Origin of the sequence: Deinococcus hopiensis KR-140, assembly GCF_900176165.1 — a bacterium.
Taxonomy (GTDB): Bacteria; Deinococcota; Deinococci; order Deinococcales; family Deinococcaceae; genus Deinococcus; species Deinococcus hopiensis.
Genome location: NZ_FWWU01000004.1, coordinates 70,793 through 96,963, shown reverse-complemented (window position 1 = coordinate 96,963; position 26,171 = coordinate 70,793). Strand labels below are relative to the sequence as shown.

Here is a 26,171-nt window from a genome sequence, read left to right as displayed (position 1 = left end):
TCGGTTTCGTCAACAAACCCCGGCAAACGCCAGTGGGCCAACGTCGCGCGCAGCCCGCTGTCCGGACTCCACCGCTTCGGCGGGGGAGCCATCCAGATCAGATGCCGAGTACGTCGCGGGGCCGGTACGGTTCTTCGAGGTAGGCCCGGTCTTCGGGGCCCAGTTGGAGGCGCAGGGCGGCCACGGCCTCGTCCAGATGGTGGGGTTTACTCGCGCCGACGATGGGCGCGGTGACGCCAGGTTGAGCGAGCAGCCACGCGAGGGCCACCTGTGCGGGCGAGACGCCGTTCCGGGCGGCCACCTCCTCGGTGCGGTCCGCGATCGCGTGGTCCTCGGGCGTGTGGTAGAAGCGCTGTGCCAGGTTGTCGGTCCGGCCCCGCACGGTGCCTCCCTGACGGTTGCCAGCCAGAAAGCCGCGCGCCACCGGACTCCAGGGAATCACGCCGACGCCCTCTTCGCGGCACAGGGGCAGCATTTCGCGCTCTTCTTCCCGGTAGATCAGGTTGTAGTGGTTTTGCATGCTCACAAAGCGGGTCCAGCCGTGCAGGTCTGCCAGGTACAGGCTGCGGGCGAACTGCCAGGCATACCCGCTCGACGCACCGATATAGCGCACCATGCCCAACCGCACCAGATCGTGCAGGGCGGCCAGCGTTTCCTCGATGGGCGTTTCGGGATCGAAGCGGTGGATCTGGTACAGGTCGATGTAATCGGTCCCCAGCCGCTTGAGGCTGGCCTGCACCCCGTCGAGGATGTGCTTGCGCGACAGGCCACGGTCGTTGGGGCCCTCCCCCATGGGGTTGAAGACCTTGGTGGCGATCACCACGTCCTCGCGCCGGGCGAAGTCGCGCAGGGCCCGCCCCACGATCTCCTCGCTGCGGCCCAGGGAGTACATATCGGCCGTATCGAAGAAGTTGATGCCCGCTTCCAGGGCTGACTTCAGAAAGGGACGGCTCTTCTCCTCATCCAGCGCCCACTCGCGCCACTGGGGATCGCCGTAGGTCATGGTGCCCAGGCAGATGCGGGACACCTTCAGGCCGCTGCGGCCCAGCCGGGTGTAGTTCACCGGGCCACCCCCCGCTGTGCCCGCGCGAAGCGGGCGTACCACTCGGCGCTGGCCTTGGGGGTGCGCACCTGCGTCTCGTAGTCCACATGCACGATGCCGAAGCGCTTGCTGTACCCGAAGGCCCACTCGAAATTGTCGAGCAGGCTCCAGGCGAAGTAACCGCCCACCGGCACGCCCTCCTCCATCGCCCGGTGCATCTGCTCAATGTGGGTCCGCATGAAGCGCACGCGGTTGTCGTCTTGAACGCGCCCGTTCCCGAACACGTCGTCAAAGGCGGCTCCGTTTTCGGTGATGAGGTACCTGGGAGCCGGATACTCTCGGTGCAGGTCCAACAGCAGGCGGTGAAGCCCTTCCGGGTACACCTCCCAGTCCATTGCGGTGCGCTCGGTGCCCGCTCCGGGAGGTCCGCTGCGGCGCACCTCGTTCCCGCTCACCCACTGCCGGAAGTAGTAGTTGACGCCCAGGAAGTCGAGCGGCTGACAGACCGCGGCGAGCGCCGCCGGGTCAATCTCGGGCACGGCGTCACCGTAATGGGCCCACGCCCGCTCGGGGAAGGTGCCCCGGAAGACTGGATCGAGGTACCAGCGGTTGATCTTCTCGTCCACGAGCGCGGCCGTTTCCCGGTCCGCCTCGGTGGCCGCGTCCACGGGGTAGAGGTTGAGCACGATGCCGAGCTCGGCGCGGGTGTTGGCCTCCCGCAGCGCCCGGACGGCTTGCCCGTGCGACAGGTGGATGTGGTACGACGCCAGCAGCGAGGTCCGCAGGTCGCGCAGGCCTGGGGCGTGCCTTCCGACGTGGTACCCGAGTTCGGCGCTGCACCACGGCTCGTTGAAGGTGGCGTAGCTGGCGACCCGGTCCCCCAGACGCTGGGCCACGGCGAGCGCGTACTCGGCAAACCAGTGCGGAATGTCGGGGTGCGCCCAGCCGCCCACATCCTGCAGGGCCTGCGGCAGGTCCCAGTGGTACAGGGTGACGTGGGGCTCCAGGCCGCGCTCCAGCGCGCCATCCACCAGCCGTTCGTAGAAGTCCAGCCCCGCGGCGTTCACGGGTCCCGTTCCGCCCGGCATGACCCGGGGCCAGGCCACGCTGAAGCGGTAGGCGTTCAGGTGCATGGCTTTCATCAGGTCGAGGTCCGCTGCCCAGCGGTGGTAGTGATCGCAGGCCACGGTTCCCGTCTCGCCGCCCAGGATATTGCCGGGGACTGCGCCGTAGGTGTCCCAGATGCTGGGGCCGCGTCCGTCCTCGGAAGTGGCCCCCTCGATCTGGTAGGCGCTGGTGGCCGCGCCCCACAGGAAGTCGGGCGGAAAAGTCAGGCCGAAAGCGGAGTCATGGGTGGTCATGGGTAGGGCCTCCTGGGGTGGGAGAAGTCAGCCCGGCAGCGCCGACAGGGCGGTCATCAGCCGCTGCTGGCGCTCGCGGGCAGCGCCGTAGACCTCGCGGGCCTCCGGGCGGGGCTCGTAGACGGTGGAGCGGGGGCGGCGGGAGGGGGCGTAGGGGTCGAGCAGGTCCAGCGCGCCCAGCGCCAGGCGGGCTGCGCCCCGGGCGCTGGCCTCATCGGGAAAATCGGTGACGACCACCGGCGCGCCCAGCACATCGGCGAGCAGCCCCAGCCAAACGTCCGACGAGAGGAGCGCCTTGCCGCTGGCGACGTAAAGGGGCGAGGTGTCCAGCGTGGAGTTCAAGCGGACGGCGATGTCGGCCAGACGGTAGGCCACCCCTTCCATCGCCGCGCGCAGCATCTCGGTGGGGGTGGTGCTGAACTTCAGGCCGTGCAGCGTGCCCGTCGCGTCGGGGTTGTAGTCGGGGCTACGCGCGCCCCCCAGGGAGGGGATGAAGGTGAGGCCATGGCCGTCGGGAGCGAGGGCCGCCAGGCGCGGCTCGAGGTCGGTCCAGGAGCCCAGCTGCAGGCTGTCGCGCAGCCACTGGTGCAGGTTGCCGCCCTCCGTGAGGGCTCCGCCCACCAGCGCCCGCTCGCCCGACACCAGGTAGGCCCACAGCCCCGGGGGGACAGCGGGGGCCCGCAAGGGCACCACGGTCCGCATGGCGCTCGTGCTGCCGACCGTCAGGGCGATCTGGCCCGGCCCGGTGGCCCCGCTGCCCACGTTCGCGGCGGCCCCGTCGCCTACCGCCGGAAAGAAGGGAATGCGGGCGAACTTCGGCCAGCGCCGGGCGTACTCGGGGCGCAGGCCCACGTGAGGCGCCGAATGCTCGGCCAGCTCAGGAAGTTGCGAGGGGCTGAGTCCCAGGCCGTCCAGGACCGGCCCGTCCCAGGCCAGCGTCTGCCGGTTCAGGCAGCCGGTCCAGGAGGCGAGGGAATAACTCGTCCGCAGCGGTCCGCCGAACCAGCGCTCTTGCAGGGCATCGGCCACGCTGCACCACGCGGTAGGCGGCGGGGAGGCGGCCTGCCGCGCCCGCCACCAGCGAATCTGTGCCGGCCAGTAGGCGGTGTAGTCGGGGCAGCCCGTGCGCTCCACCCGCGCGACGTCGGCGGGCATGGCTCCCAGTTGCGTGCGGCTGCGGGTATCGGCGTATGAGAGCACCGGGGCCAGGGGACGTCCGCCCTCCCCCAGGGCGACGAGGCTCGAAGCGATGCTGGTCATGGCGACGCCCAGCACCTCACGGCCCCCACTGCGGGCGTGCAGCGCGTCGAGGACTCCATCGACGGCGCGGACGATGCAGGGCAGGTCCACCTCGGCCCCGCCGTCCGGCGAGTACTGCAGGGTGCAGGGCGCCCGGCCCTCTATGCCGCCCAGGGCCTCGCCGTATGGATCGAAGGCAAAACCCTTCACGCTGCTCGACCCGATGTCCACGCTCAGGATCAGGGGCTCAGGACGCAGGTACATGGCGGTCCTTTCTGTGGTGCGTCACAGGTCCGGCCGAGTGCGCCGTGCTGTGCGCCGGGGAGTGGAGGGCAGGTCCCGCTGGGCCCGCAGCGCCGCGTCCGCCTTGTGGACGCGGCGGGACGCGAAGGGCTCGCCCAACAGGTGCAGCGACGCCACGAGCGCGTCGACCACACACATCTGCGCCAAGCGCGCGGTGACGTACTCGGGGCGGTAGGGGCTGCTGGGGGCCGCGACGTGCAGCGCCTGGGTGGCCAGGCGCGTGAGGGGCGTGCGGCCCAGGCCCGTCAGGGCCACCACCGCCGCCCCATTGCCGCGCGCCAGCTGGGCTCCCCGCACGATGTCGGCGGTGCAGCCCGAGTAGGAGACGGCCACCAACACGTCGGCGGGTTCGAGCAGCGCGCAGACCTGGCTGATGGCGAAAGGGTCCGTGTGCGCGCTCCCCAGCCCACCGAGGCGCAGAAACTGTTCCTGGGCGTCGCGCGCCACCAGCGCTGAGTTGCCCAGCCCGATAAATTCGGCCCGGCGGGCCTGGGCAAGCACCTCGACGACCTGCGCGAACACCCCCGCGTCGAGGTGTTCGAGGGTATCGGACAGCGACTGCCCCGCCCCCCCAAAGACCTTGCCCAGCACCTGATCCGGCGAATCGTGAGGCTCGATCTGTCCCGGCGCACCCCGCTCGCCCGTCGCCAGCGTCCGCGAGAGCTTGAGCTTGAATTCCTGGTAACTGCGGAAGCCCAGGTTCTGCACCAGCCGCACGACGGTGGCCTCGCTGGAATGGGTGATGGCCGACACGTCGGCGATGGTCCACCCCAGGAACTCGTCGGGGTGTTGCAAAATCTGATCGATGATCCGCGCGCTCGCCGCTCCGGCCTCGCCGCGCATGACGTGCAGGCGGCGCAGCAGGGGGGGCAGGTTGGCCGGAATTGGGAAGGGAGGCTCGCTCACATGCTGGCTCCTTTGGACCTGTGTGGGTCTTGGATGCACCCAGTATGACGCCAACCCCCAAAAAGGCGCATATCAATGTGAAGCGTTAAACCATGCAGATGCGCGGCACGTAGACCCTGGATCGCGCACGCCTCTCACCACACGGCAAAGAGTAGGACGAGGAGGAACTCGTCCTTGAAGACACAAAACCGGGGGGTGCGCTGCCGCTAGAATGAAGTATAGGCCGCACTCCTCGCAGGGAATGATGTAGCAACGCTTCTTTTATTGCCCTTCGGGAGTGCAGAAAAAACATCACCCCTGGGGGAGACAGGGCAAAGGAGAATGCTTCAGCGGAAGCGTCAGCGGGGAGCGGCGGTGCTGCCCCGCACGATCAGGCGGGCGGGAAAAACTTCCACCCTCGGGGGCTCTGGAGTCGGGCTGCCCTCCGCATCCCGCAGCTCGGCCCGGCGCAAAAGCGCGAGCATTCGCTGCGCGGTGGCCGTCGCCATCGCCTCCACAGGCTGCTCGACCACCGTGATGGGTGGGTCTACCAGGGCGGTCCAGGAGTAGTTGTCGAAGGTGACGAGGCTGAGGTCATCCGGAATCCTGAGGCCGCGCTCGCGGATGGCGCGGTAGGCCCCGATGGCCTGCGTCCCGGTCAGGGCAATCAGCGCCGTCGGCGGCGTGGGCAAGGCGAGCAGCTCGTGGGTGAGGGCGTAGGCGGTGTCCTCGTTGACCGTCGCCACCCGGCGGTACTCGGAGGGCACCACCAGACCCAGGGCGTTCATAATCTCGGGAAAGGCCCGACTGCGTTCCTCGGGAAGGATGACCGGATCGTAGGTGCCCAGGGCCGCGATTCGCCGGTGCCCCAGGGCATGCAGGTGGGTCACAGCCCCCCGCATCGCCCCCACATTGTCCAGCTTCACAGCGGGGTGGGAGCTGTGGGGCGGCAGATAATCGTATTCGACGATATTGACGCCCCGCTCGGTGAGACGCGCCAGATACTCCCGGCTCTCGTGGCCGTAGCCAGGCCGCAGAATGATCCCCGCCACCCGCTGACCGTACAGCCGACGCAGTTCGGTGAGTTCGTAGGCAGCGCTGTACTCATTTTCGGAGATGATCAGCGTGTAGCCTTCCCCGGCCAGCACCCGCGAACAGGTGCGGGCAAACTGGGCGAAAAAGGTTTCCACCACGCTCCCCACGACGAGGCCAATGGTATTGCTCTGGCCCCCGCGCAGGCTGCCGGCGCGCTGATCGGTCTCGTAGTGCAGCTGTTCAATGGCGGTGCGGACGCGGGCCAGCGTTTCCGGCGTCAGCTTGTCGGGCTCGCGCAGGGCGCGTTTGGCCGTAGTGGGTGAGACGCCCGCGAGGCGCGCAACGTCTTGAATCGTGGACACGTTTCCCAGCATACGCCTCTCCAAAGGGCGCAAGCCATGCCCAATGGCCTCGTGACCTTTTTCCCTTTCTGAGCTTTTCTCTATGCCTATAGACACCCGTCACAATCTGTGATTCACTAATGGCCACGAGACCATCAATCCATTCGCCAGGTGGAGCGGCCACCTGGCCCGGCATCCCCGTGTGCCGCCCCTCGCCCGCTCCGCCCCATTCCCGGCGGCCACGTCTGTGGCTCGCCTGCCTCTGGAGGAACACCCATGAAGCGTGCCCTGCTCCTCAGCCTCGCCCTGACCGCCACTGCCCAGGCTGCGTCGACGATCACCATCGCCACGGTCAACAACCCCGACATGGTGACGATGCAGAAGCTGACGCCCGAGTTCAACAAGAAGTACCCGGACATCACGGTCAAGTGGGTGACGCTGCCGGAAAACGAGCTGCGCCAGAAGATCACGCTGGACGTGGCCAGTGGCGCGGGCAGCTTCGATCTCGCCACTGTTGGGGCCTACGAGGTGCCGATCTGGGCCAAGAACGGCTGGCTCGAACCGCTGACGCCGCTGTTTGCCAAGAACCCGGCCATCGCCAAGAGCTACAACGTCAACGACATCATCCCCGGCGTCCGTACGGCCCTCACCGTGAATGGCAGCCTCTACGCTGTGCCCTTCTATGCCGAGAGCAGCATGACGTACTACAACAAGGACCTGTTCAAAAAAGCAGGCCTGACCATGCCGAAGAGCCCCACCTGGAACCAGATGCAGACGTTTGCCAGCAAAATTCACAACCCTTCAGGCGGCGTGTACGGCATCTGCCTGCGCGGCCTGCCCGGCTGGGGCGAGAACGCGGCGCTGTTCACCACCATGGTCAACACCTTCGGGGGGCGCTGGTTCGATCAAAACTGGAACGCGCAGCTGAACTCGCCCGCATGGAAGAACGCCATGACCTTCTACGTCAACCTCCTCAAGAAGTACGGCCCCCCCGGAGCCACGTCCAACGGCTTTACCGAAAACCTCACCCTGATGAGCCAGGGCAAGTGCGGCATGTGGGTGGACGCCACCGTGGCCGCCGGCTTTCTGAGTGACCCGAGCAGCAGCAAGATCGTCAACAGCGTGGGCTTTGCGAACGCGCCCGTGGGTCCTGGCACACCGCGCGGCAGCCACTGGTACTGGAGCTGGAACCTCGCCATTCCCAAGAGCACCAGGCAGGAGGACGCCGCCTTCAAGTTCCTGACGTGGGCGACGAGCCAGGAGTACATCGCCCTGGTGGCGAAGACCAAGGGTACCTGGGCCTCGGTGCCTCCCGGCACCCGCACCAGCACGTACAGCAATGCCAACTACAAGAAGGCGGCGGGCGCGTTCAGCTCGCTGGTCCTCAGCGCGATCAACACCGCAGACGTCACGAAGGCCACCAAGGACCCCGTGCCCTACACCGGCATCCAGTACGTCGCCATTCCGCAGTTCCAGGCGCTCGGCACCCAGGTCGGCCAGTATCTCGCCGGCGCGCTCAGCGGCCAGACCTCCATCGACCAGGCGCTGAAGCAGGCCCAGGATGCCGCCCAGAAGACCGCCAAAGAAGGCGGCTACCAGAAGTAAGGGTGGACTGACTGCAGGCCCCTTCCTGCGGGCTGTACCAGTCCCCCCTCCACTCCGCCGCGCCCTCTTTTCCCCGCTTCGCGGCCGTACCGGTCCGGGGCTTCACGGGTCCCACGGGAAGAGGATCAGCAACCCCCCAAGGGAGGCCGGCGTCCAGGGAGACCAGGTTATGCGAATTTCACACCGTTTCCGCACGTCGCTGCTCGCCTCCCTGCCCTTCCTGGCATTCCTCGTCACGCCAGCGGCGGGAGCCGTCGGCCTGAGCCAGCTTCAAGGGGGAACGCTGCGGGTGGGTTACTTCACCGATACGCCGGGACTGGTGCAGCAGGGCGGGGGTCAGGTCACCGGATTTGCTCCCGAGGTGCTGGCCTTGGTCGCGCGGGAGCTGAAAGTCAAGAACGTCACCTGGCGCAAGCTGAGCTCCCAAGAAGCCCTGCTGCGGGAGCTCAGCGCTGGAACCCTCGACGCGGCCTTTGACGTCAAGCTCCCGCAGATCCTCGCCGATGCCGAACAACTCGCTCCGGTGGTCTGCACCGGCGGCGTGATGTTCGCCCGGCCCGGTGGACCGAAAACCGAGGCGGACCTGAGGAGCGCGAAAATTGCGATGGCGACGGACCATCCCTACTTCAACTATGTTCGCAATCTGCCCTTTCCCAAAACCGTCGTCGCCTTTGAGAACGCCGATAAGGCGCTGCTGGCCTTTCTGGGCGGTTCGGCGGACGTGCTGCTGCTGGACCGCTTTGATGCACTGAAGATGTACACGCGCCTCGGTCCCGAAAAACTACAGGTGAGTCCCCTGCTGTGGAGCCAGCCCGTGGCGCTGGTCGTGAAGGTGGGTTCCGATAAGCAGGTTGGGGCAGCTGTCGGTGCGGCCCTTCAGAAGGTTCAGGCCAGCGGCAACTACGCAAAGCTGAGCAAGAAGTACTTTACGCAAGACGTGCGGTGCGCGGGGTAGGACGGCTGACCCACAGGTTTTCCCCTCCTTGCTTCGCAGCCTTGCCAGTCCCTCCGGGGGAGAGGGTCAAGCCCCCCCGGGCCCCATTCCTCCCGTCCCAACACGCCTGCCGGCCTCTCTCCCAGCGAAGGTGTATCCATGACGATAGCCCCCGCACCCCTGACGGCCGCCCAGGTGCCTCCCGCGCAGAAGCGTGGGTTGCGGCTGAGCCCCGCCGCCCTGATCTGGCCCGCGATGCTGTACCTGATCCTGACCACGCAGGTGCCGTTTTTCATGACGGTGTACTACTCGTTTTTCCGCTACAACCTGGTGGATCCTTCCTCCCGCCCCTTCATCGGGCTGGAGAACTACGCCAACCTCCTGACCAACCCCGAGAACTTCCACATCGTGCTCAACACGCTCGGGCTGGCGGTGGGCACCCTCCTGCTGACCCTGCTGATCGGCGGGGCGATGGCGCTGCTGCTCAACCGCGAGTTTCCCGGCCGCGCCCTGCTGCGCACCCTGATGATCAGCTCGTTTCTGGTCATGCCCATCGTCACGGCGGTGGTCTGGAAGAACATGCTGCTCAACCCGGTATCGGGCTTCTTCTCCTGGGGAATGCTGAAGCTGGGCCTGCAACCCATCGACTTTCTGGCGCAGCACCCGATGGGCAGCGTGATCGCCATGGTCACCTGGGAGTGGATGCCCTTCGCCATGCTGATCCTGCTGACCGGCCTGCAGAGCCTGCCGGATGACCAGCTCGAAGCCGCTCGCCTCGACGGCGCCTCCGTGATGCAGGAGTTCCGGCACATCGTGCTGCCCCACTGGTCCCAGGCCATCCAGGTGGTGGTGCTGATGGAAACCATCGCGCTGCTGCAGGTCTACGGTGAGATCTACGGTTCCACCTCGGGCGGCCCCGGCATCGCCACCACCAACTTGCCGTACTTCATCTACCAGAAGGCCTTTGCCGAGTACAACATCGGCCTGGCGAGCGCCGCGGGTGTGATCACGGTGGTGCTCACCAATATTCTGGCCGTGTACCTGCTGCGTTTTATCAGCCGCAGCCGCTCCAGTCGGGGAGAATGACGTGACCACACTTTCCAGTTCCCAGAACCAGGCCCGCGCGCAGGGGTCCCGCCTGCGCGCTCGCAACGGGGTCCTGACCCTGCTGACCTACCTGATCGCGCTCGCCTTCCTGTTTCCGCTGATCTGGATGATCCTGGCGGCCTTCAAGACCGAGGCGCAGGCGTTTGCCACCCCACCCGTCTTCCTCTTCACCCCGACGTTGGAGAACTTCGAGAAGGCGCTGGGCGGCTACTTCCCGGCGCTGCGCAACAGCCTCGCCGCCGCGCTGGGCTCGACCCTGCTGGCGTTCGTGCTGGGGCTGCCCGCCGCCTTCGCGCTGGCGGTGTACCCCACCCGGCGCGCACAGGGCGTGCTGAGCTGGATGCTCAGCACCAAGTTCATGCCCGCCGTGGGCGTGATCGTGCCGCTGTTCCTGATCTACCGCGACCTGCACCTGCTTGACACGCTGCCGGGCCTGATCCTGATGTACACCACCATGAACCTGCCGCTGGTGGTCTGGATGATGCACTCCTACATGACCGAGATTCCCCACGCCATCTACGAGGCGGCCAAGGTGGACGGCGCGTCCGTGGCACGTGAGTTTTTCAATATCGCGCTGCCGCTCTCCATGCCCGGCGTCTTCGCCACCGCGCTGCTGTGCCTGATCTTTGCGTGGAACGAGGTGTTCTTCGCCCTGAACCTCACCAACGCGCAGGCGGCTCCCCTGAGCGTGTTTATCGGACAGTTCAAGACCAGCCAGGGCCTGTTCTGGGCCCAACTCAGCGCTGCCGCCACTCTGGTTGTCCTGCCCGTCCTCGTCTTCGGCTGGATCGCCCAGCGTCAACTCGTGCGCGGCCTCAGCTTCGGAGCCGTGAAGTGAGCCCGCTGGCCTCCACTGCCGGCCCTGCGGCCGTACGGGCGACGCTGGCGGACCTCGTGGCCCTCGCCCATCAGACCATCGTTCCGGGGGAGCGGCGGGTCCTGGGCGTCACGGGCGCCCCTGGAGTCGGGAAGTCCACCCTTTGTGAAGCGCTTACCGGGATCCTCGGAAAAGAGGCCGCCCTGGTGGGAATGGACGGCTTTCACCTCGCCAATGCCGAGCTGGAGCGCTTGGGCCGCCGGGACCGCAAGGGCGCGCCAGACACCTTCGACGCGGGCGGGTACGCGGCGCTGCTGGGGCGACTCCGGTCCCAGGCAGATCAGACCGTCTATGCTCCCCTCTTCAGCCGGGAGCTCGAAGAGTCCATCGGCAGCGCAGTACCCGTCCTGCCCGGCACGCCCCTGATCCTGACTGAGGGCAATTACCTGCTCCTGGACGAGGGTCCCTGGCGTGAGGTCCGGGGGCAACTGGACGCCGTCTGGTTTCTGGAACTCGGTGAAGACGTGCGCCTGCAAAGGCTCGTCGCCCGGCACGAGGCGTTCGGCAAGGCCCCCGACGAGGCGCGGCGGTGGGCCGAGCGGGTGGACGGGCGCAACGCCGCCTTGATCGACGCCACCCGTGCCCGCGCGGACCTGATTGTGGAACTCGTGGACTGAGGCCCCATTCACACCCCGGGCGAGGCCAGTGGTCCGCGCGCCCGCCGTCACCCCTTCCCTCCCGTTTCCCCGCTTCCTGACGGAAAAGCTTTTTGGAGTTCTCCCCATGGTCAAACTGAGTGCCTCCGCCCTCGCTGCCCTCCCAACTGAAGTTCAGGTCCCCCTCTACAATCCACGTACCCTCACGCCCGGCATCGTGCATTTTGGCGTGGGCGGCTTTCACCGCTCTCACGAGGCCATGTATATGGACCGCCTCCTGAATATGGGGGAGCACCGCGAGTGGGGCATTTGTGGAGTGGGCGTGCTGCCCTCAGACGCGGCCATGCGCGGCGTGCTCACTGCCCAAGATCACCTCTACACCCTGCTGACCAAAGCGCCCGACGGGCGCGAGGAAGCGCGGGTGATCGGAGCCATCGTGGAATTCCTGTTTGCCCCTGACGCCCCCGAAGCGGTGATCGAGAGGCTGGCTGCGCCCACCACCCGCATCGTGTCCCTGACGGTGACCGAAGGCGGCTACAGCGTCAACAATGCAACGGGGGAGTTCGATCCTTCCGGGGCGGATCTCCAGCATGATCTGGCAGCGGGGGCGGTGCCGAGAACAGTCTTCGGCTTCATCACCGAGGGGCTGCGCCGCCGCCGGGAGCGGGGCCTCGAGCCCTTTACGGTGCTCTCGTGCGACAACATGCCGGGCAACGGACACGTGACCCGCCATGCCCTGACCGCCTTCGCCCATCTGAAGGACCCGGAACTGGGCGAGTGGATTGCGCAGCAGGTGGCCTTTCCCAACTCAATGGTGGACCGCATCACCCCCGTGACCACGGACCAGGACCGGCGGGAGATTGGCGCCCGCTACGGCTTGGAAGACGCCTGGCCGGTGGTGGCCGAGACCTTTACCCAGTGGGTGCTGGAAGACCGCTTCACGCTGGGACGTCCCCCACTGGAGACCGTGGGCGTGCAGGTGGTGGAGGACGTGGAGCCCTACGAACTGATGAAGCTGCGGCTGCTCAACGCCTCACACCAGGCCATGAGCTACCTGGGGTTGATGGCGGGATACGGGTACGTCCACGAGGTCTGTCAAGACCCCCTGTTCGTGGACTTCCTGCTGGGCTACATGGCGCGCGAAGCCACACCCACCCTGCCCCCGGTGCCCGGGATCGACCTGGGGGCCTATGGGCACCAACTGATCGAGCGCTTCGCCAGCCCCGCCATTCGGGATACCCTTACCCGGCTGATTGTCGACAGCTCCGAGCGCATGCCCAAATTCCTCCTGCCGGTTGTGCGCGAGCAACTGCGCACGGGGGGCGAGGTCCGGTACGCGGCGCTGGTATTGGCGTCGTGGAGCGTTTATCTGGAGGAGAACGGTACGGGGGAGCAAGCGGTCCCGGACGTTCGCGCGCCCCTGCTCGTGGCGACAGCGGCACGCGACGCACAACAGCCGGGAGCCTTTTTGGAGGTGAGCGAGGTCTTCGGGGACCTGGGCACCAATGAACGCTTTCAGGCCGAGTACCGGGCCGCGCGGGAAGGGCTGCGGCAGCTGGGGCCGCGCGGCGCCCTTGAGGCCCTATTGACGAAAGGCGATGCGGCTGCGCCGGCACAGAACGGGGCATAACCGGCGTCCCGTGCCCGGACCCCCCGCGTTGCAGGTGAATCTGGACGCTTTATTCACGCGGCGCCTGCGGTCGGCGGCACGCGGGCACCTTCTCCTTTCCTGACCCGGAACGGGGGCAAGCATGAACGCGGTGACCGATGTGGACCGTTGAGAAGTGCCCCTGTTTCTGCCGGGGCACTTCTACTGGCAGGGCCACAAAAAAGCGCCACCGGGAACGCAGCCTGGCTTCCCGGTGGCACATCTGCTGGCGGAATTACGGTGTCGCGTAGTCCTTCACGTACACGGGCTGCCCGACCCTGGACGTATCGGCGGGACCACCTACTCCGTTGACCACATGGTTGATCGTGCCCGCACTCAGGTTCACGGTCAGGACATGGTGAAGTTTGACGCCGGGCGTGACGGGGACCTCAAAGCCGTTCTCAGTGTGGATGGCTGGGTTGTTCTGGTTGAAGACGTAGGCTCCGCCACCAAAGAGGCGGTGCGCCTTGACGTTGCCCCCCACCTTGTACGCCGCCCAGCCCAGCGTGCCGTCGTGGCCCCAGTCGGCCTGCGTGGGCGGATCGTAGGGCAGCTCGTTCTGGTACAAGACCGTGGTCCCATTCTCGCCGTTCCAGACGGTGTTGTACTGCTGGAAGTGTTCGACGAACAGACCCGTCGCAGTGACGTTGTCACCGTTGATCACCACGCCGTTGCGGCCGATGTTGGTGTTCCAGCGCTGGGTATCGCCGGAAAAGCCCTCGACGCCGTGGTCGGCGCGCCAGACCCAGGTGTGGTCGATCAGCACGTTGTCGCTGTTGACCTCCAGGCTGATGTCCGCCTTGCCGATGTGGGGGCCGCCGACGCGGAAGTACACGTCGTTGAGCGTGGTGGGGTTGGAGGGATCGTGCTTTTTCGGCGCGTTGTTGCCGTTCTTGGTCCCCACCTGCAGCAGCGTGGGCGACAGGGCCGCCCCCGCGTCGATGGTCACGCCGGCAATGACCACGCCGGGCACGTCGGCCACCTTGAGGGGCGTCGCCCCGCCCACTGCCGTCAGTGTGGCGTGCCCCAGGCCCAGCACCACCGTGTCGGCGCGCTTGACCGCAATGCTCTGATCGACGTTGTAGATGCCTGGAGTCAGCAGCAGGTTCTTGCCGCGGGACAGCTGGTTGTTGATGGTCTGTACGGAATCGGACGGCCGCGCCACGAAGAAGTCGCTCAGCGGCACGGTACGCCCCGGCGTCAGTCCCGCTTCCCACGAGGTCCCGCGGCTGTTGGTCTGCGCCGCAGGAACGCGGACGTTGTAGCGGCCCTGAGCGTCGACGAACACATACGGCTTTTCCCGGCTGACGGGGGTCTGGTCCAGCGTGGTGTAGGGCTCGTCGGGGAATTTGGCCTCGGAAGGCGCGCCGATCACGCCGGAGAACACCTGGTTCCACACCCCATTGGACCAGCCGCCGAGGTTGCTGTTGCGGGTGTACCACTGCTGCTGCGAGCCGTTGATCACGAACCCCGCCTTGCTGTCGGCCAGGTAGCCGCCGCTGGCATACTGGGGGCCCGCCGTGCAGTAGTCCATCAGTGACAGGTTACCGCCCCGGATGTCCACCCGGCGCAGCGAGGCGGCCTGAGACACGGCCCAGAAGTTCGCCGAGCCCCGGCAGCCGTCCTGACCCGCACCGTTGACGTTGACCGTCAGGTTGGACACCGTGCGCCAGAAGTTGACGAGCGCGAGGCAGTTGCTGGTGCCGCCGCCCTCCAGGCAACGGTTGTAGACCTCCACCTTGCCGTTGATCGTCACGTCGGAAGGCGACGCGCCGAGCCCCGCGATCTCGGTGTAGTACCCCACCTTGACCTGGAGGGGCTGGCTGGCCGTGCCGTAGGTGCCCGGCTTGAAGAAGAAGGCGTACCGCTCGCTGCCCATCTCGTTGTCCACCTGTTTGGCGTACACCGCGTCGAGCGTCGCCTGAATCTGGCCCACCGGCATGCTCGGGTCGAAGACCGTGACCTGAGGTCCGAGGGAATCACCCGGCATGGCAAGCGAAGTCAGCGCTGTGCTGGCTGACGTGGCTGTGCCCCCAGCGCCCTGGGCTGAAGCGCTCTGGGAGCTGCCTGGTACCGCGGACTGCCCGCAGGCTCCCAGCAGCAGGGTAAGGGCCAGGAGTGCTCCAGCCCGGATGGGGGAAGTGGAGGCGCGGGAGGAACGGGCGGTGTGGAACGCGTTTGTCATGAAGCACCTTTTGGAGTGGGAAGGAGCGTGAATGGAGAAAGGTTGTGAAGAGGACAGGGCAGCGAAAGCGTTTTCAAGAGGCTGGCATTTGGCAAACTTTCATGAAGAGGGAGAAGCCCCAGAGGTGGAGCCCTTACTGCTTGAAGAACTCGACGTCGTCGAAGTACAGGTACTGGTAAGCCCCGGCGGTGGTATGGAAACCGATTTCGGCCTGTCCGTTGGTGACGTAGACGTTGGGGATGCTGACCTGGGTCCAGTTCGTGTAGCCGCGAATATCGAGTGACCGCTGCGTACCGCCGAAGTTCTTGACCAGCATCTCGCCAACGCTCTGTCCGCCTGTGGAACGGACCCAGGCCCGCAGCGTGTAGTTGCCGGTGGCGAGGCCAGTCTTGACCTGATAGGTGTGGACCTCATAGGGCGACGCGCTGTACTCGGTGGCGTGCGCACCGTTGCGCCCGTTGTACGTCTCAGTAAAGACCGTGCTCTGGTAGGCGTTGTTGGGCGACCAGACGCCCCAGCCGCTCAGGCCGCCGTCGAAGGTGCCGTTGGTCACCAGGTTGGTGCCGCCAGTAGAACCGCTGGTGTCCCGGTAGACCCGCACGTAGTCGACCAGCTGGTATTGAGGGAAGGTGGTGGAGGCGTCCGGGTTCCCATCGAACATGCCCCCAACGGCCGTGTTCATGACGAGCTGCATGGTCCCGGTGGTGATGTTGGCCGTGTGCTGGGCCCGCTGCACGCCGTCGATATAGAAGGTGATCCGGTCAGCGAGCCATTCCACCCGGTACGTGTGGAAATCCTGGCTGAAGTCCGGCCCCGCGTACTGGGTGGTCTGGTAATTCTGGTTGGGGTAGGTGCCCCACCAGTGGGTCATGTTGTTGATGGTGGGCTGCGAGCCGCGCAGTTCCATCACGTCGATTTCCGGCGGCCACGCCGAGCCGCAGCCGTTGATGCCGTCGCACCCCGTGCTGACCAGCCAGTTGGCGGGCCAGATTCCCTTGCCCTTGGGCACCTTGGTCCGCCACTCGACCGCGCTGCCCCGCGTCACGGTCACGTTGTTGCCGCTGCGCACCTCACCGGAGGAATAGCCGCGGCCCCCGAAGGAGCGTTTCTGGGTCCGCAGCACCAGAGTGCCGTTTTGCAGGTACACGTCTTCCGGCGTGTAGTACTCCAGTTCGCCGTTGACGTTGGCTGCGCCGTTGACCGCGATCCACTTGCTGGTGTCCAGCGCCGTACCGTTGAATTCGTCGCTGTAAACCTGGGTCCAGACTGGCGTGGCCTGGGCATGCAGGGTGGAGCCCTGGGCCGTTTCCGGGCCCACCTGGCCCGGGGCACCCCCCGGTGTGGAGGACTGCCCGCAGGAGGCGAGCGTAAGCACGAGAGACACGGCGAGGAGTGAACGGGGAAACGACATAGCAACACCTCCGGCGGCAGGGACGGTTCGGGGATAGCCTCCGGAGTGGCAGGACCGGACGGAGGCCGAGGGCGTCCCAGGCTGGACACCCCAAACTGAAGAAAGATTGATGTCAAAAACTTTAGCAGGATCTGAAAACGTTTACAACAGTTTGGGTTTGTTTAAGCCAAAGGTTCCCTTCACGGTGTTCAGGGGCGCGTCCGCACCTGCAACTCGTACAGCGAGTAGCCGTAGCCGGTGTTGCGCTGAGTCCCGTACATCCTTACGTACCGCCCGGTCTGGTCCAGATTGACCGTCTGGGTGCCGCCCGTGCCGCTCGCCGTGCTGTAGGCGGTGGTCCACGTCCGCGCGTCGTTCGAGACCTGAATCTGGAAGGCTTTGGCGGACGCCGCTTCCCACTGCAACGTCACCTGACAGATGCTCTGCGCGCTCCCCAGGTCGACCTGCACCCACTGGGGATCGCTGAAGGTGCTCGACCAGCGGGTCGAGGCGTTGCCGTCGGTGGCGGCCGTGGCGGAGGTGGCCGCGTTCTCGACGGAAGAAGCGGTCGCCGCCTTGTTCTGAGCGACGTTCACGGTGCCGCACCCCGTGGCGCTGCTGTACGGCAGCGAGAGGTAATACTTCCCCAGCTCCGTGAGCTGCCCGTTGGCTCCCAGCAGGCTGATAAAGTGCGCGTCGCTGTTCCAGCGCCCTGTGAACCAGGCATACCGGAACACGTCGCTGCGCGACTCCAGCGTTGCGACCATATCGGCCATCTGCGCCTTTTGCTTGGCGAGTGTATCAATCTGCGCGCCGTCGCTGCCGCTGTGCCAGTTGGAGAACTCGGTCACCCAGAAGGGTTTGCCGTACTTCTTCAACCGGTCGAGCTGACTCGCCAAGCCGTAGTCGTACCAGTGAAAGGCGAGGTAGTCGATGCGTGGGTCCCGGTTCCCGTTGCGGGCGCGGTAGGCCGAGTAAAAGGCGTCCAGCCACACCACCGGATCGCTGTAGCCGGGCATGGTGCCCCAGTTCATCGCCGGGCCGACGAGCTTCACACCGGTGTCGGCCGCCACCTGCTCGTACCTGGGCCACAGATCGGCGGCCTGGGTGGGCGTCAGGTTGGCCTGATCCGTGAGGTTGGGTTCGTTGAGCACCAGCAGGTACCGGGCCGCCGGGTTGCCCCTGATCTTCGCCTCCACGGCCGCCACGTCGAAATTGCCATTCCACAGCATCGGCACGAAGTCCATGCCGTAGGTGGACCCGGCGTCTTGCGGCGCGCCCGCATTGGGCGAGGACCCCCAGTTGTACCACCAGCTCACTCCCGGGGCCAGGGCCGCGAGGTCCGCCGCCGTACTCAGGTCGTAAGCGATGCCGCGCTTGGCACTCTTGGGACCAGTGGCCTGGGGCTGCAGTCCGGGCAGGCGCCCCGTACGGTCGACCGCCGCATTTTCACCACACGCGGACAGCAGGCCCAGGAGTCCTGCCAACAACAACGCCGGTTGTCTACGGTTCATACCTCCACCTCACGCTTTCTTTAGAGCATTTGTCTGAATTGCGCTGCGCAGGCGAGGAAGGGCACCCCTCACAGATCCATTCTCCCCAACGCGCATTCAAGCTCGTTCTGTTCGATCAAAAAGAAGTTATCTTTTTGACAAATGCTCTAGGGGCTCTTTCAAAGAGAGAAAGGGAAGTTGCCGAATAGAGTGGAGCGTTCGCCCACGGGCGGCGAGAGACAGCGGACCGTCCCCATGGCCCACTTCCGAATCGGAGCGTGGAATATAGCGCTATAATTTTAGAGCAGTGCCGGGCACATCAAGGCCAGGGGCCTCACGTGGCCGTTAACACCTCCAAAGTGGGGCAAGGCGGCAGGAGCAGGAAGCGGTATTGAAGATGGTGCCGGGCAAATATAGCGGTACAATCCCAGGGATGCAAGCTGTGGACTGCTGTAACGCAGAGAGAACAGCGCAGTGAGACCTGAGCAGGCGAGGGCTGCGTACCCCGCTTCCCGAACATCCGGACGGGGGCGTAAGAAGATTCGGAACACGACGTTTTCTATCCTCACGGGCGGAAGCGCGTGGAGACGCCGGGGGGCGCGCTGGGCTGTGCCTCAGGAGGCCTTTGCCCTGACGAACCCAACCGCAGCGTCCGGCCTTCCCCAGCCGACGATCACGACGACTTCAACGCCCCTGGCCTGGGTGGCCACGTGAACACGTTCGCCCGGCCAGGGATGGACCCGCTCAGGAGCTCCCATGAACTTCGGCCCCATGGACGGAAAGCATCGCCGTCCTCGTGGTTGCCCTGCTCGCCTTCGGTCCCCGCAAGCTGCCCGAACCGGACCAGGACTTACGTGAATTCCAGGCTGGAACGCCCGAACTCCGGCAGGACCTGGACCCCGCTTCCCAGCCTCAGGAAACGGGCGGCTTTTTCTGTCGTTAACGGGCCTTCAGCTGGAGGCAGGCCAGAACCAGCCAGCACCGCGCAGCACAGGCCGCAGCATCCAGAGGGCTTCCAGCACGTAGGCGGCGAGCAGGCCCAGGGCGATGCCGATCAGACCGCCGAACCGCGCGCCGAGCAGGATGCCCAGCAGTTCCAGCACGCCTCCCAGAGCCACGACCACCGAGACGCGCAGCAGGTCACCGCGCAGCCGCCCCAGCGCGGTGAAATGCGCCTTGATGATCACGGGAAAGGCGGTCAGCGCCAGTACCCGCAGGGTGGGCACCGCCTCCCCGGTATAGGCCGGACCGAAAAGGCCCAGCAGAAAAGGGGCCAGCAGCAGCGTGGCGAGGGCCCCGGCGGCGCAGCCCCACAGCGACCACCGCAGCGACTGCCGCACCCGTACCTGGCCTGCGTTGTCCGCCGCCTCACCCTCGGAGCCGCTGACGGCGGGCAGCACGGTGGACAGCGAGTAGGGAATCATGCCCAGGAAGCCGGCGATCATCCAGGCCAGGTAGAACTGAGCGTTGGCTCCCGGCGTCACCTGGCTTGCCACGAGCACGGGCAGCAGCAGGCTGGGGGCCTGCAGGGCGAGGTTGAGGGTGTGGTGCCGCAGCGCCGGAGGCAGCAGGCCACGCAGGGTGCCCGGCGAAGACGGCGAGAGCAGCGGCTCGGCCATGCCCCGCGCCCGCCACGCCACCCCCCCCAGCGAGAGCAGGTTGCCGACCAGCCACGCGGCATACACGCTCGGCGCGTCGGGCCGCCCGCGCGTCAGGACGAGGAGCGCAGCGATTTTGATCACCGCAGAGAGCAGGTTGCGCCACAACTGCAGGTCACCGCGCAGCCGCCCGATGATCGCCTGATCGAACACCAGCGTCACGCCGGTGAGGACCACGCCCAGCACAAACAGCAGGAAAGCCCCGGGCCCGGCGGTGATCCAGGCGAAACCGGGCATCACCCAGGGCAGCGCCGCACCTGCCACGCCCGCCAGCGCCGCGCACGCCAGTGCCGTGGCCCCCAGGCTCGCGGCCATCAGACCCGGGGCGCGGTCCCCCGCCCGGGGCAATTCGCTGATCAGCAGCGTTCCCAGGCCCAACATGCCCGCTGTGCCCACCAGCGTCATGGCCGAGACGGCGGCTGTGCCCGCCCCCAGCGCCTCCGGGGAAAGCTGCCGCGCCGCCACCCACCAGAACGCGAAGCCCAGGCCCGAGGTCACGGCGCTTGTGCCCACCAACGACACCGCATTGCCGATCAGGGCGCGGGCGGCGGCAGGACGGGCCGGGGAGGGGATCACCCCCTCTCCGGCAGAGGAGAAACAGTTTCGGGCTGCCCCTCCACCCGGTCTCCGGAGGCAGCGTCCGCGGGCAGGGTTGCCGGGGGCGGTGCGGCTGGCGGGCGGGTTCGGGTACTCAGGCGGGCCACCGCCCAGCCCACCCCGGTCAGCCAGGCCACGAGCAGCAACAGTCCGAGTCGGGTCAGGGCCTGGAGGTAGAGCAGGGCGAGCGCCGCGGTGAAGGTGACGAGCAGGCTGCTCGTCAGGACCAGCGTCCAGTAGGAGACGGGCTCACGGCGCATCGCTCCAGGCATCAAAATCACGCCGGGCACCGTCAGGCACAGCGCCAGGCCCGAGAGCAGCTGAACGCTGGGCAGCACGCCGGGCACCACCGCGAGCAGCAGCAGGACGCCGCCGAGCAGCAGCCGCAGGGTCTGGGACAGGTCCGTCACGGAGGCGTGCCCTCCGACATCTGCCTCACCCGGGCACCAGCGAGGGTGCGGGGCGAATGCGGTAGATGCGGGCGCTGCCCTGCCCATAAATCAGGCGGGCGCTGGGGTCCGAGCGCACGAGGGCCTCAAAGGCGCCGAACGCTCCAGGCGCGAGGATGCGGTTGCCCTCGGCGTAGATGCGCTGCGCGTCGGTGAACACGACAAAGCCCTGATGAACCCCGGCCTCGCGCAGTTGCTCGCGCAGCTGCTGGTACTGGGCCTCTCCCAGCGTTACGTTGCGGTCGAGCTGATCGTCCACCAGGGGCATATGCTCGTAGCTGGCGTAATTGCCCGAGAGCTTCAGGGGAAAGCTGTCGACCGAGAAGGTCACGATGGCGGAGTCGGGTGGCGCGTGGGCGTAGAGGTACTGGGCGGCCTGCACGTCTGCACGCGCGACGCGGTTGGTGCGCTCGTTGCCGTAGGCGCTGAAAAAGAGCCCCCCCAGCAGCAGCGTCGACACCAGCAGGCTCCCGGCGGCTTCCCGGCGCACGGGGGTCTGCGGCACCGGCAGGTAGGTGAACAGCGCGGCCGAGGAGCGCACCGGGGCCACCGTCCACCGGGGCCGCGTGACGGGCGAGTACAGGGCTGTGGCCGCCAGGTACGCCATGAAGGGCAGCGAGAAGAGGTAGATGCGCAGCACCATCTCGCCCCCGTAGGCCCCCAGGGCCAGCATCGGAAAAGGCGCGGCGGCCAGCAGCACCGGGCGCAGGTCCAGTTGCCGTTCGCGCCAGGCACGAAAGACGCCCAGCGCCGCCACCCCCCATAAAAACAGCGTCATCCCGCGGGTGAGCCGGGAGACGAGCTGGTGCCCCGCCGAGTACTGCACCGGCTTGTCCACGTTGAATTCCAGGTTCTGCTCCAGGTGCCCCAGTGAGGAATACCAGTGCGAGTAGCGGCTGAGGTACGGCCAGGCCACCCCCAGGTCCCAGGCCACTGTGAGCAGCAGCGTCAGCGCAAACAGCCACCACAGCTGGCGCGAGCCGGTCAGCATCAGGGCGACGAACGCCGCGAGCAGCATAAAGGGCGTGAGCTGGTGACTGGCCACCACCGCCAGACAGGCCAGGCCCAGCAGCCCCAGCAGCAGCGGGCGGGACGGCGATTGCCCCGGTGCCGGCACCGGCCCGCCGCGCTCACCGGGCCGGGCGCGGGGGGCCAGCCAGGTCACGCACGCGGCCAGCACGAACAGAAACAGGAAAAAGGCGAAGGACTGCGGCGAGAAGTAGTCCTGTCCGATCCAGTTGCCCAGCAGGAAAAACCAGGCCGAGAGCCACACCACCCGCGCCTGCGCCGTGAACGCCCGGTAGATCAGCAGCAGCGGCCCGAGGTACAGCAGGTTGAACACGGCGGGCCACCAGCGTGCCAGGTCCAGCGCGAAGCTGTCAGGCAGGCCGGGCAGCCGCAGCAGGGCGGCGACGAGCGAGAAAAAGCCCGGCCAGTTGTGGTAGGCATCGATGGAGGAGTCCACGTACCCGCGCTGCAGGACGTACTCCATCACGCCGATGTGCTTGTAGGTCCACCCGAAGCGCGCTGTGCCGTACAGCAGCGGCAACGTGACCTGCAGGATGACGATCAGGGCGACGAGGTGCAGTCCCATCAGGGCGGCGGGCGGGGAACGGCGCAGCGTCAGGCGCCAGTAACTCAGGGTCAGCAGCAGTGGCGCGAGGTAATAGGCGGGCGGCAACACCGACGCCAGCCCCAGGTCCGTCATGCGGTCCAGCTCGACCCCCGGCAGCGAGAGACCCCAGATGACGAGGGCGAGGACCACGGCGAGGACTGCCTGGGCATCCTCTCCCGGTCGCCAGGACCAGCCCGGCCAGGACCGGGGGCGAGGCGACCCGGCTCCTGGGGCCTCGGCGGCCTCCGCCTTCCTGGAATCTGGGGTCTTGGTGCCCGGGAGGGTGGCGCTCATACCGGGCACCTCACGGGCCCCCGCCCGCCCGGCGGCCGAACTGCCGGCGAACGGCGGCCAGGGCCCGGCGGCTGCGCAGGTAGGCGAGGGGACCGTACAGCATGCCGCGCAGCTCCAGCCGCGTCAGCTCGGCTGGGTAGAGGTCGTTCTTCTTGCTGTTCTTCTCGGAAGCGGGGTGCAGCGCGTGGCGCAGTCCCTCGGGAACCCGGGCCGCGAGGTCAAGCAACCGCGCGGGCCGCTTCCACACGGCGGCCGTCAGGTAGGCGGTCAGGCCTGCCCCGTAACTGAACATCTGGCGCTGCAGCGCCCCGTAGTCGGCGTGGTGGTCGTGGTACAGCAGCGCTCCCGGCCGGTAGGCGATCTGGTAACCCCGCTGCAACAGCTCCACGAAGATGGACAACTCTTCGCCGCCCATGCCCGCCGTTCCTGCGCCCAGCGCCGCGTCGAACCCGCCCACCTCTCGCCACGCCGAGCGGCGAAAGGCGAGGTTCGCACCTGAGCCGAAGGCCCCGGCGGCGTAGGGATACATCCGGCTGTCCAGTTGGTGCGCCCGCAGGTCAAACAGCCGCGGCGCAAAACCCTTGTTGAAGCCCCCGTACTGCTCGATCCACGCTTGAGCGGGCGTGTCGAGCCGCATTGCCAGAATCGAGCCGGTGACGCACCCCACGTTCTCGCCCGCCGCGAAGCCGCGCGCGAGCTCGGTCAGCCACGCGCGGTCAGGCCGCACGTCGTCGTCGGTGATCGCCACAAACTCGCCCCGCGCGTGGCGGATGCCCCGGTTTCGGGCGTTGGACAGCCCTGGGTGGTCTTCCCGCACGTAACGCACCCGCGCGTCCCGCGCCGCCCGCGCCTGCACCACGCGCTCAGTCCCGTCGTCGGTGGGTGCATTGTCCACGATCACCACCTCAAACCGGGGGTAATCGAGGTCCAGAAGCAGGTCGAGCAGCGCGTCCAGCCGCGCCGCCCGGTTGCGCGTCGCCACAATCACCGACATGAAGGGAGCCCGCTCCAGCAGCGCCTGCCGCTCGGTGAGGCAGCGGGGCGTGCTGAAGGTGGGCAACCCCGCCGCGCCGAGGTGGGTCACCTCGGGCAGGCCATCCTCACGCAGGTGGCCGTTGATCTCGCCCGACAGCGCGGCCCATAGCTCTCCAGCGAGGGCCTCGCCCCCCAGGCCTCCCGGCGGCAGGTCGAGGTCCACCAGGCCGATCGGCCGCGCGTGCAGCCGAACGAGGACGCGCGCCCCGGGATACACGCGCCCGGTCTCGGGATCGCGCGGCTGCAGCGTGGGCAACGGCCCGGCAAGCTCCACTTCCAGCACGCGCAGGGGGCGCGGTTCCGGGCGGTGTGCTCCGGAGCTGGGGGGGGCGGTGGGGACCACCGGAGCAGCGGGGGCCTTCAGCACCTGACCGGCGGCGTAGCCGGCTCCCACGGTCAGCAACCCGCCCACGATCGCGGCGGCACGGAGCAGGCCGCCGCCGTCGCCGCGCAGGGCCGCACCCAGGGCGCGCAGAACCCCCAGGGGCAGGGTCTGCGTGGCGTAGCGCCGCTCGGAGGCGAGGGCCGCTCCCGGCCCCACCAGCCGCGCGACGCGGGCCTTGGTCAGCCCCTCGGCAAAGCAGCGGGTCAGGAAGTAACGCCCGGTGGCCCGGGAGCGCGGAACGAGGTGCCGCACGGCGGCGGCGGGCTGGTACAGCCACACCCCGCCTGGAAAGCGCCCTGCAGAGCGGATGCACAGCTCGGTCTCCTCGCCGCCCAGCGGAAAAACGCCCACCCGGCCCAGTCCGTGCCGGAAGCCCCCCACCTCATTGAGCACGTCGCGCCGGCAGGACATGTTCGCGCCGATCACGTTGCGGACCGGGGCAGCCCGGCCGGGCAGACCCGTGTAGGAGCAGCCCATCACCCACAGGAACTCGGAGGGAAACCATGCCGGAGCCCCACCTTCCCAGTTCGGGGCGATGAACCCGCCCGCCCCCAGGACGGCCGGGTCCGCATACGCCGCCCCGAGCGAGGCCAGCCAGTCGGTGGCCGCCACCGCGTCGTCGTCGAGGAAAGCCACGACTTCACCCGTGGCGGCCTCGACGCCGGTGTTGCGCGCGCCGGACAGTCCCCGCTGCTGGGCATTGGGGCACACCGAACAGCCCGCGAACGCCGCCCGCGCCCGGCCCAGCAGGGCCGAATTGTGGTCGATCACCACGATGACCTCGTGCGGGGGTTGGGTCTGGGCCTGCGCCGAGGCGACGGCGGCTTGCAGCTCGGCCCACCGGTCCTCCGTGTAGGCGCAGATCACCACCGAGATCCGGGGAACCCGCTGGGGACGTTTCGTTCTCACACCTGGATTCTCCCTTTCCAACTTCACGTCCAACCTCGCGCCGTTCCGCACCTCCTGGCCCGGAGTCTGGTTGGTCCAGAGTCTAGAACAGTTCGTTGCCCCAGGCGTGGTCATCCTGGGCACGGCCAGGGCAGCGCAAACGCCCCGGCCCACCGGGGCCGGGACGGGGTATCCGCAGGGGTGCTCTCGGCTCCGGGAAGCGCTGCGCCGCCCCGCGCCGGGGAAGGCCGGTACCTGGGCTCAGTGCGTGGACACGCCCCGGGCGAAAGGACCGTCCCAGAAGCGGGCCAGCGACTGCCGCACCTGCTCGACCCGGCGCCGGTTGGGTGAGCCGCGCAGGAAACGCTCGCGCAGAATCAGCTTAAAGATGCGCCAGCCGTCGCGCACAGCGTTCAGGTTGCTGCTGCCGTGGATGCGGGCGTGCTCCATGGAGTGGACCTCAAAGATGCGCAGCTTGGCCTTCAGGGCCCGGATGCCCATCAGGGTCTCGATCTCGAAACCGTCGCTGTCGAGGTCCAGCACCGGCAGCAGCACCCGCCAGAACGCCGCGTAGCCGTAGCACAGGTCCGAGTAGCGCCCGCCGAACAGCACGCGCACCGCCCAGGTGATGCCCGAATTGCCCCAGGAGCGGATGTGCGAGATGTCGTTGGACCCTGCCCCCTGCATATAACGCGAGCCCTTGACGAATTCGGCTCCCGAGCGCAGCTGCCGCACAAACGAGCCGATCTCGCGCGGATCGGTGCTGCCGTCCGAATCGATCATCACGATGATGTCGCCCGTGGCGGCGGAAAAGCCCGCGCGCAGGGCGTCGCCTTTGCCCTTGCCCGGCTGCACGACCACGCGGATGTGCGGCAGGAGAGCGCGGGCCACGGCAACGGTGTCGTCCTTGGAATGGCCGTCGACCAGCACGACCTCGTCCACCCAGTCGGGAATGAACGGCAGCACGAACGGCAGGTTCTTGGCCTCGTTCATGGCCGGTACGATGACGCTGACGGTGGGGCGATCGGGGCGCGAGCGCTGCACCGCTGTGCCCTCGGCTTCCCGGGAGAGTGCCGCCGTGGGCTGGGCGTTATGGACGTGCAGGGAGCGGGCTTCGGAAGAGTTGGACATGCTTATTTCTCCTGGCGATCCCCCGAACCGCTTACGCGAGCGGGGCGGTCGTCTTGGGCAGTGAGTCTAGGGTGAGAC

The 26,171-nt window shown here is 67.4% G+C and carries 19 protein-coding genes and 1 pseudogene; 7 read left to right on the top strand and 13 right to left on the bottom strand.

What is annotated here, in order from left to right:
- Positions 1-97 precede the first annotated feature (97 nt).
- From B9A95_RS03725 to B9A95_RS03705, 5 genes are all read right to left on the bottom strand, one after another.
- Entirely contained in the window at positions 98-1,063 is a 966-nt protein-coding gene (locus tag B9A95_RS03725) for an aldo/keto reductase (protein ID WP_084045808.1), read from the bottom strand.
- Positions 1,060-2,403: a GH1 family beta-glucosidase gene (locus tag B9A95_RS03720; RefSeq protein ID WP_084045603.1), complete on the bottom strand. Its 1,344-nt coding sequence runs from the start codon at positions 2,401-2,403 to the stop codon at positions 1,060-1,062. Before B9A95_RS03720 ends, B9A95_RS03725 begins: the two co-directional genes overlap by 4 nt.
- 27 nt (positions 2,404-2,430) lie before the next feature.
- A complete protein-coding gene (locus tag B9A95_RS03715; protein ID WP_084045602.1) occupies positions 2,431-3,906 on the bottom strand; it encodes a gluconokinase in 1,476 nt (491 codons plus the stop codon).
- Positions 3,907-3,927: 21 nt separating this feature from the next.
- A complete protein-coding gene (locus B9A95_RS03710) occupies positions 3,928-4,851 on the bottom strand; it encodes a MurR/RpiR family transcriptional regulator (protein WP_245808119.1) in 924 nt (307 codons plus the stop codon).
- Positions 4,852-5,189: 338 nt separating this feature from the next.
- Positions 5,190-6,227, bottom strand: coding sequence for a LacI family DNA-binding transcriptional regulator (locus B9A95_RS03705; RefSeq protein ID WP_084045806.1), 1,038 nt, complete (start codon positions 6,225-6,227; stop codon positions 5,190-5,192).
- Positions 6,228-6,482: 255 nt separating this feature from the next.
- Between B9A95_RS03705 and B9A95_RS03700 the strand changes: the two genes are divergently transcribed.
- The 6 genes from B9A95_RS03700 to B9A95_RS03675 all read left to right on the top strand — a co-directional run bounded on the left by B9A95_RS03700 (position 6,483) and on the right by B9A95_RS03675 (position 12,955).
- The gene (locus B9A95_RS03700; protein WP_084045601.1) at positions 6,483-7,811 is read left to right on the top strand and encodes an ABC transporter substrate-binding protein; all 1,329 of its coding nucleotides are present in this window, start codon (positions 6,483-6,485) and stop codon (positions 7,809-7,811) included.
- Positions 7,812-7,980: 169 nt separating this feature from the next.
- Positions 7,981-8,766, top strand: coding sequence for a substrate-binding periplasmic protein (locus B9A95_RS03695; protein WP_170928407.1), 786 nt, complete (start codon positions 7,981-7,983; stop codon positions 8,764-8,766).
- A 138-nt stretch (positions 8,767-8,904) separates the two neighbouring features.
- Positions 8,905-9,831, top strand: coding sequence for a carbohydrate ABC transporter permease (locus B9A95_RS03690; protein WP_084045599.1), 927 nt, complete (start codon positions 8,905-8,907; stop codon positions 9,829-9,831).
- A 1-nt stretch (position 9,832) separates the two neighbouring features.
- Positions 9,833-10,690, top strand: coding sequence for a carbohydrate ABC transporter permease (locus tag B9A95_RS03685; protein ID WP_084045598.1), 858 nt, complete (start codon positions 9,833-9,835; stop codon positions 10,688-10,690).
- Entirely contained in the window at positions 10,687-11,346 is a 660-nt protein-coding gene (locus tag B9A95_RS03680) for a nucleoside/nucleotide kinase family protein (protein ID WP_212648239.1), read from the top strand. The genes B9A95_RS03685 and B9A95_RS03680 overlap by 4 nt, the downstream gene beginning before the upstream one ends.
- 106 nt (positions 11,347-11,452) lie before the next feature.
- The gene (locus B9A95_RS03675) at positions 11,453-12,955 is read left to right on the top strand and encodes a mannitol dehydrogenase family protein (RefSeq protein ID WP_084045804.1); all 1,503 of its coding nucleotides are present in this window, start codon (positions 11,453-11,455) and stop codon (positions 12,953-12,955) included.
- A 253-nt stretch (positions 12,956-13,208) separates the two neighbouring features.
- On the opposite strand, the gene B9A95_RS03670 is transcribed toward B9A95_RS03675, so the two are convergent.
- From B9A95_RS03670 to B9A95_RS03660, 3 genes are all read right to left on the bottom strand, one after another.
- On the bottom strand, positions 13,209-15,158 hold the full coding sequence (locus B9A95_RS03670; protein ID WP_084045597.1) for an adenylyl cyclase: 1,950 nt from the start codon (positions 15,156-15,158) through the stop codon (positions 13,209-13,211).
- 133 nt (positions 15,159-15,291) lie between these two features.
- Positions 15,292-16,569 carry a family 16 glycosylhydrolase gene (locus tag B9A95_RS03665; RefSeq protein WP_084045596.1) on the bottom strand — a complete coding sequence of 426 codons (1,278 nt, stop codon included), beginning with the start codon at positions 16,567-16,569 and terminating at the stop codon, positions 15,292-15,294.
- A gap of 188 nt (positions 16,570-16,757) precedes the next feature.
- Positions 16,758-18,062: a glycosyl hydrolase gene (locus B9A95_RS03660; RefSeq protein ID WP_084045595.1), complete on the bottom strand. Its 1,305-nt coding sequence runs from the start codon at positions 18,060-18,062 to the stop codon at positions 16,758-16,760.
- Positions 18,063-18,819: 757 nt separating this feature from the next.
- Between B9A95_RS03660 and B9A95_RS03655 the strand changes: the two are divergent.
- Positions 18,820-18,984, top strand: a pseudogene (locus B9A95_RS03655) (twin-arginine translocase TatA/TatE family subunit); the annotation flags it as partial.
- 7 nt (positions 18,985-18,991) lie between these two features.
- Here the strand turns inward: B9A95_RS03655 and B9A95_RS03650 are convergent.
- The 5 genes from B9A95_RS03650 to B9A95_RS03625 all read right to left on the bottom strand — a co-directional run bounded on the left by B9A95_RS03650 (position 18,992) and on the right by B9A95_RS03625 (position 26,093).
- Positions 18,992-20,275: a lipopolysaccharide biosynthesis protein gene (locus B9A95_RS03650; RefSeq protein WP_139806439.1), complete on the bottom strand. Its 1,284-nt coding sequence runs from the start codon at positions 20,273-20,275 to the stop codon at positions 18,992-18,994.
- The gene (locus B9A95_RS03640; RefSeq protein WP_084045591.1) at positions 20,272-20,706 is read right to left on the bottom strand and encodes a hypothetical protein; all 435 of its coding nucleotides are present in this window, start codon (positions 20,704-20,706) and stop codon (positions 20,272-20,274) included. The genes B9A95_RS03650 and B9A95_RS03640 overlap by 4 nt, the downstream gene beginning before the upstream one ends.
- A 25-nt stretch (positions 20,707-20,731) precedes the next feature.
- Positions 20,732-22,654, bottom strand: coding sequence for a hypothetical protein (locus tag B9A95_RS03635; protein WP_139806438.1), 1,923 nt, complete (start codon positions 22,652-22,654; stop codon positions 20,732-20,734).
- Between the two features lie 10 nt (positions 22,655-22,664).
- Positions 22,665-24,983 (bottom strand): glycosyltransferase family 2 protein, encoded by a 2,319-nt coding sequence (locus tag B9A95_RS03630; RefSeq protein WP_212648238.1) that lies wholly within the window; start codon positions 24,981-24,983, stop codon positions 22,665-22,667.
- A gap of 240 nt (positions 24,984-25,223) precedes the next feature.
- Positions 25,224-26,093: a glycosyltransferase family 2 protein gene (locus tag B9A95_RS03625; protein ID WP_084045588.1), complete on the bottom strand. Its 870-nt coding sequence runs from the start codon at positions 26,091-26,093 to the stop codon at positions 25,224-25,226.
- Between the last annotated feature and the right edge of the window lie 78 nt (positions 26,094-26,171).

Excerpts from the sequence above, each read along its gene's own strand:
- B9A95_RS03720 (WP_084045603.1), bottom strand. The coding sequence starts at position 2,403 with ATGACCACCCATGACTCCGCTTTCGGCCTGACTTTTCCGCCCGACTTC.
- B9A95_RS03715 (WP_084045602.1), bottom strand. The coding sequence starts at position 3,906 with ATGTACCTGCGTCCTGAGCCCCTGATCCTGAGCGTGGACATCGGGTCG.
- B9A95_RS03700 (WP_084045601.1), top strand. The coding sequence starts at position 6,483 with ATGAAGCGTGCCCTGCTCCTCAGCCTCGCCCTGACCGCCACTGCCCAG.
- B9A95_RS03695 (WP_170928407.1), top strand. The coding sequence starts at position 7,981 with ATGCGAATTTCACACCGTTTCCGCACGTCGCTGCTCGCCTCCCTGCCC.
- B9A95_RS03690 (WP_084045599.1), top strand. The coding sequence starts at position 8,905 with ATGACGATAGCCCCCGCACCCCTGACGGCCGCCCAGGTGCCTCCCGCG.
- B9A95_RS03675 (WP_084045804.1), top strand. The coding sequence starts at position 11,453 with ATGGTCAAACTGAGTGCCTCCGCCCTCGCTGCCCTCCCAACTGAAGTT.
- B9A95_RS03670 (WP_084045597.1), bottom strand. The coding sequence starts at position 15,158 with ATGACAAACGCGTTCCACACCGCCCGTTCCTCCCGCGCCTCCACTTCC.
- B9A95_RS03665 (WP_084045596.1), bottom strand. The coding sequence starts at position 16,569 with ATGTCGTTTCCCCGTTCACTCCTCGCCGTGTCTCTCGTGCTTACGCTC.
- B9A95_RS03660 (WP_084045595.1), bottom strand. The coding sequence starts at position 18,062 with ATGAACCGTAGACAACCGGCGTTGTTGTTGGCAGGACTCCTGGGCCTG.
- B9A95_RS03635 (WP_139806438.1), bottom strand. The coding sequence starts at position 22,654 with ATGAGCGCCACCCTCCCGGGCACCAAGACCCCAGATTCCAGGAAGGCG.
- B9A95_RS03625 (WP_084045588.1), bottom strand. The coding sequence starts at position 26,093 with ATGTCCAACTCTTCCGAAGCCCGCTCCCTGCACGTCCATAACGCCCAG.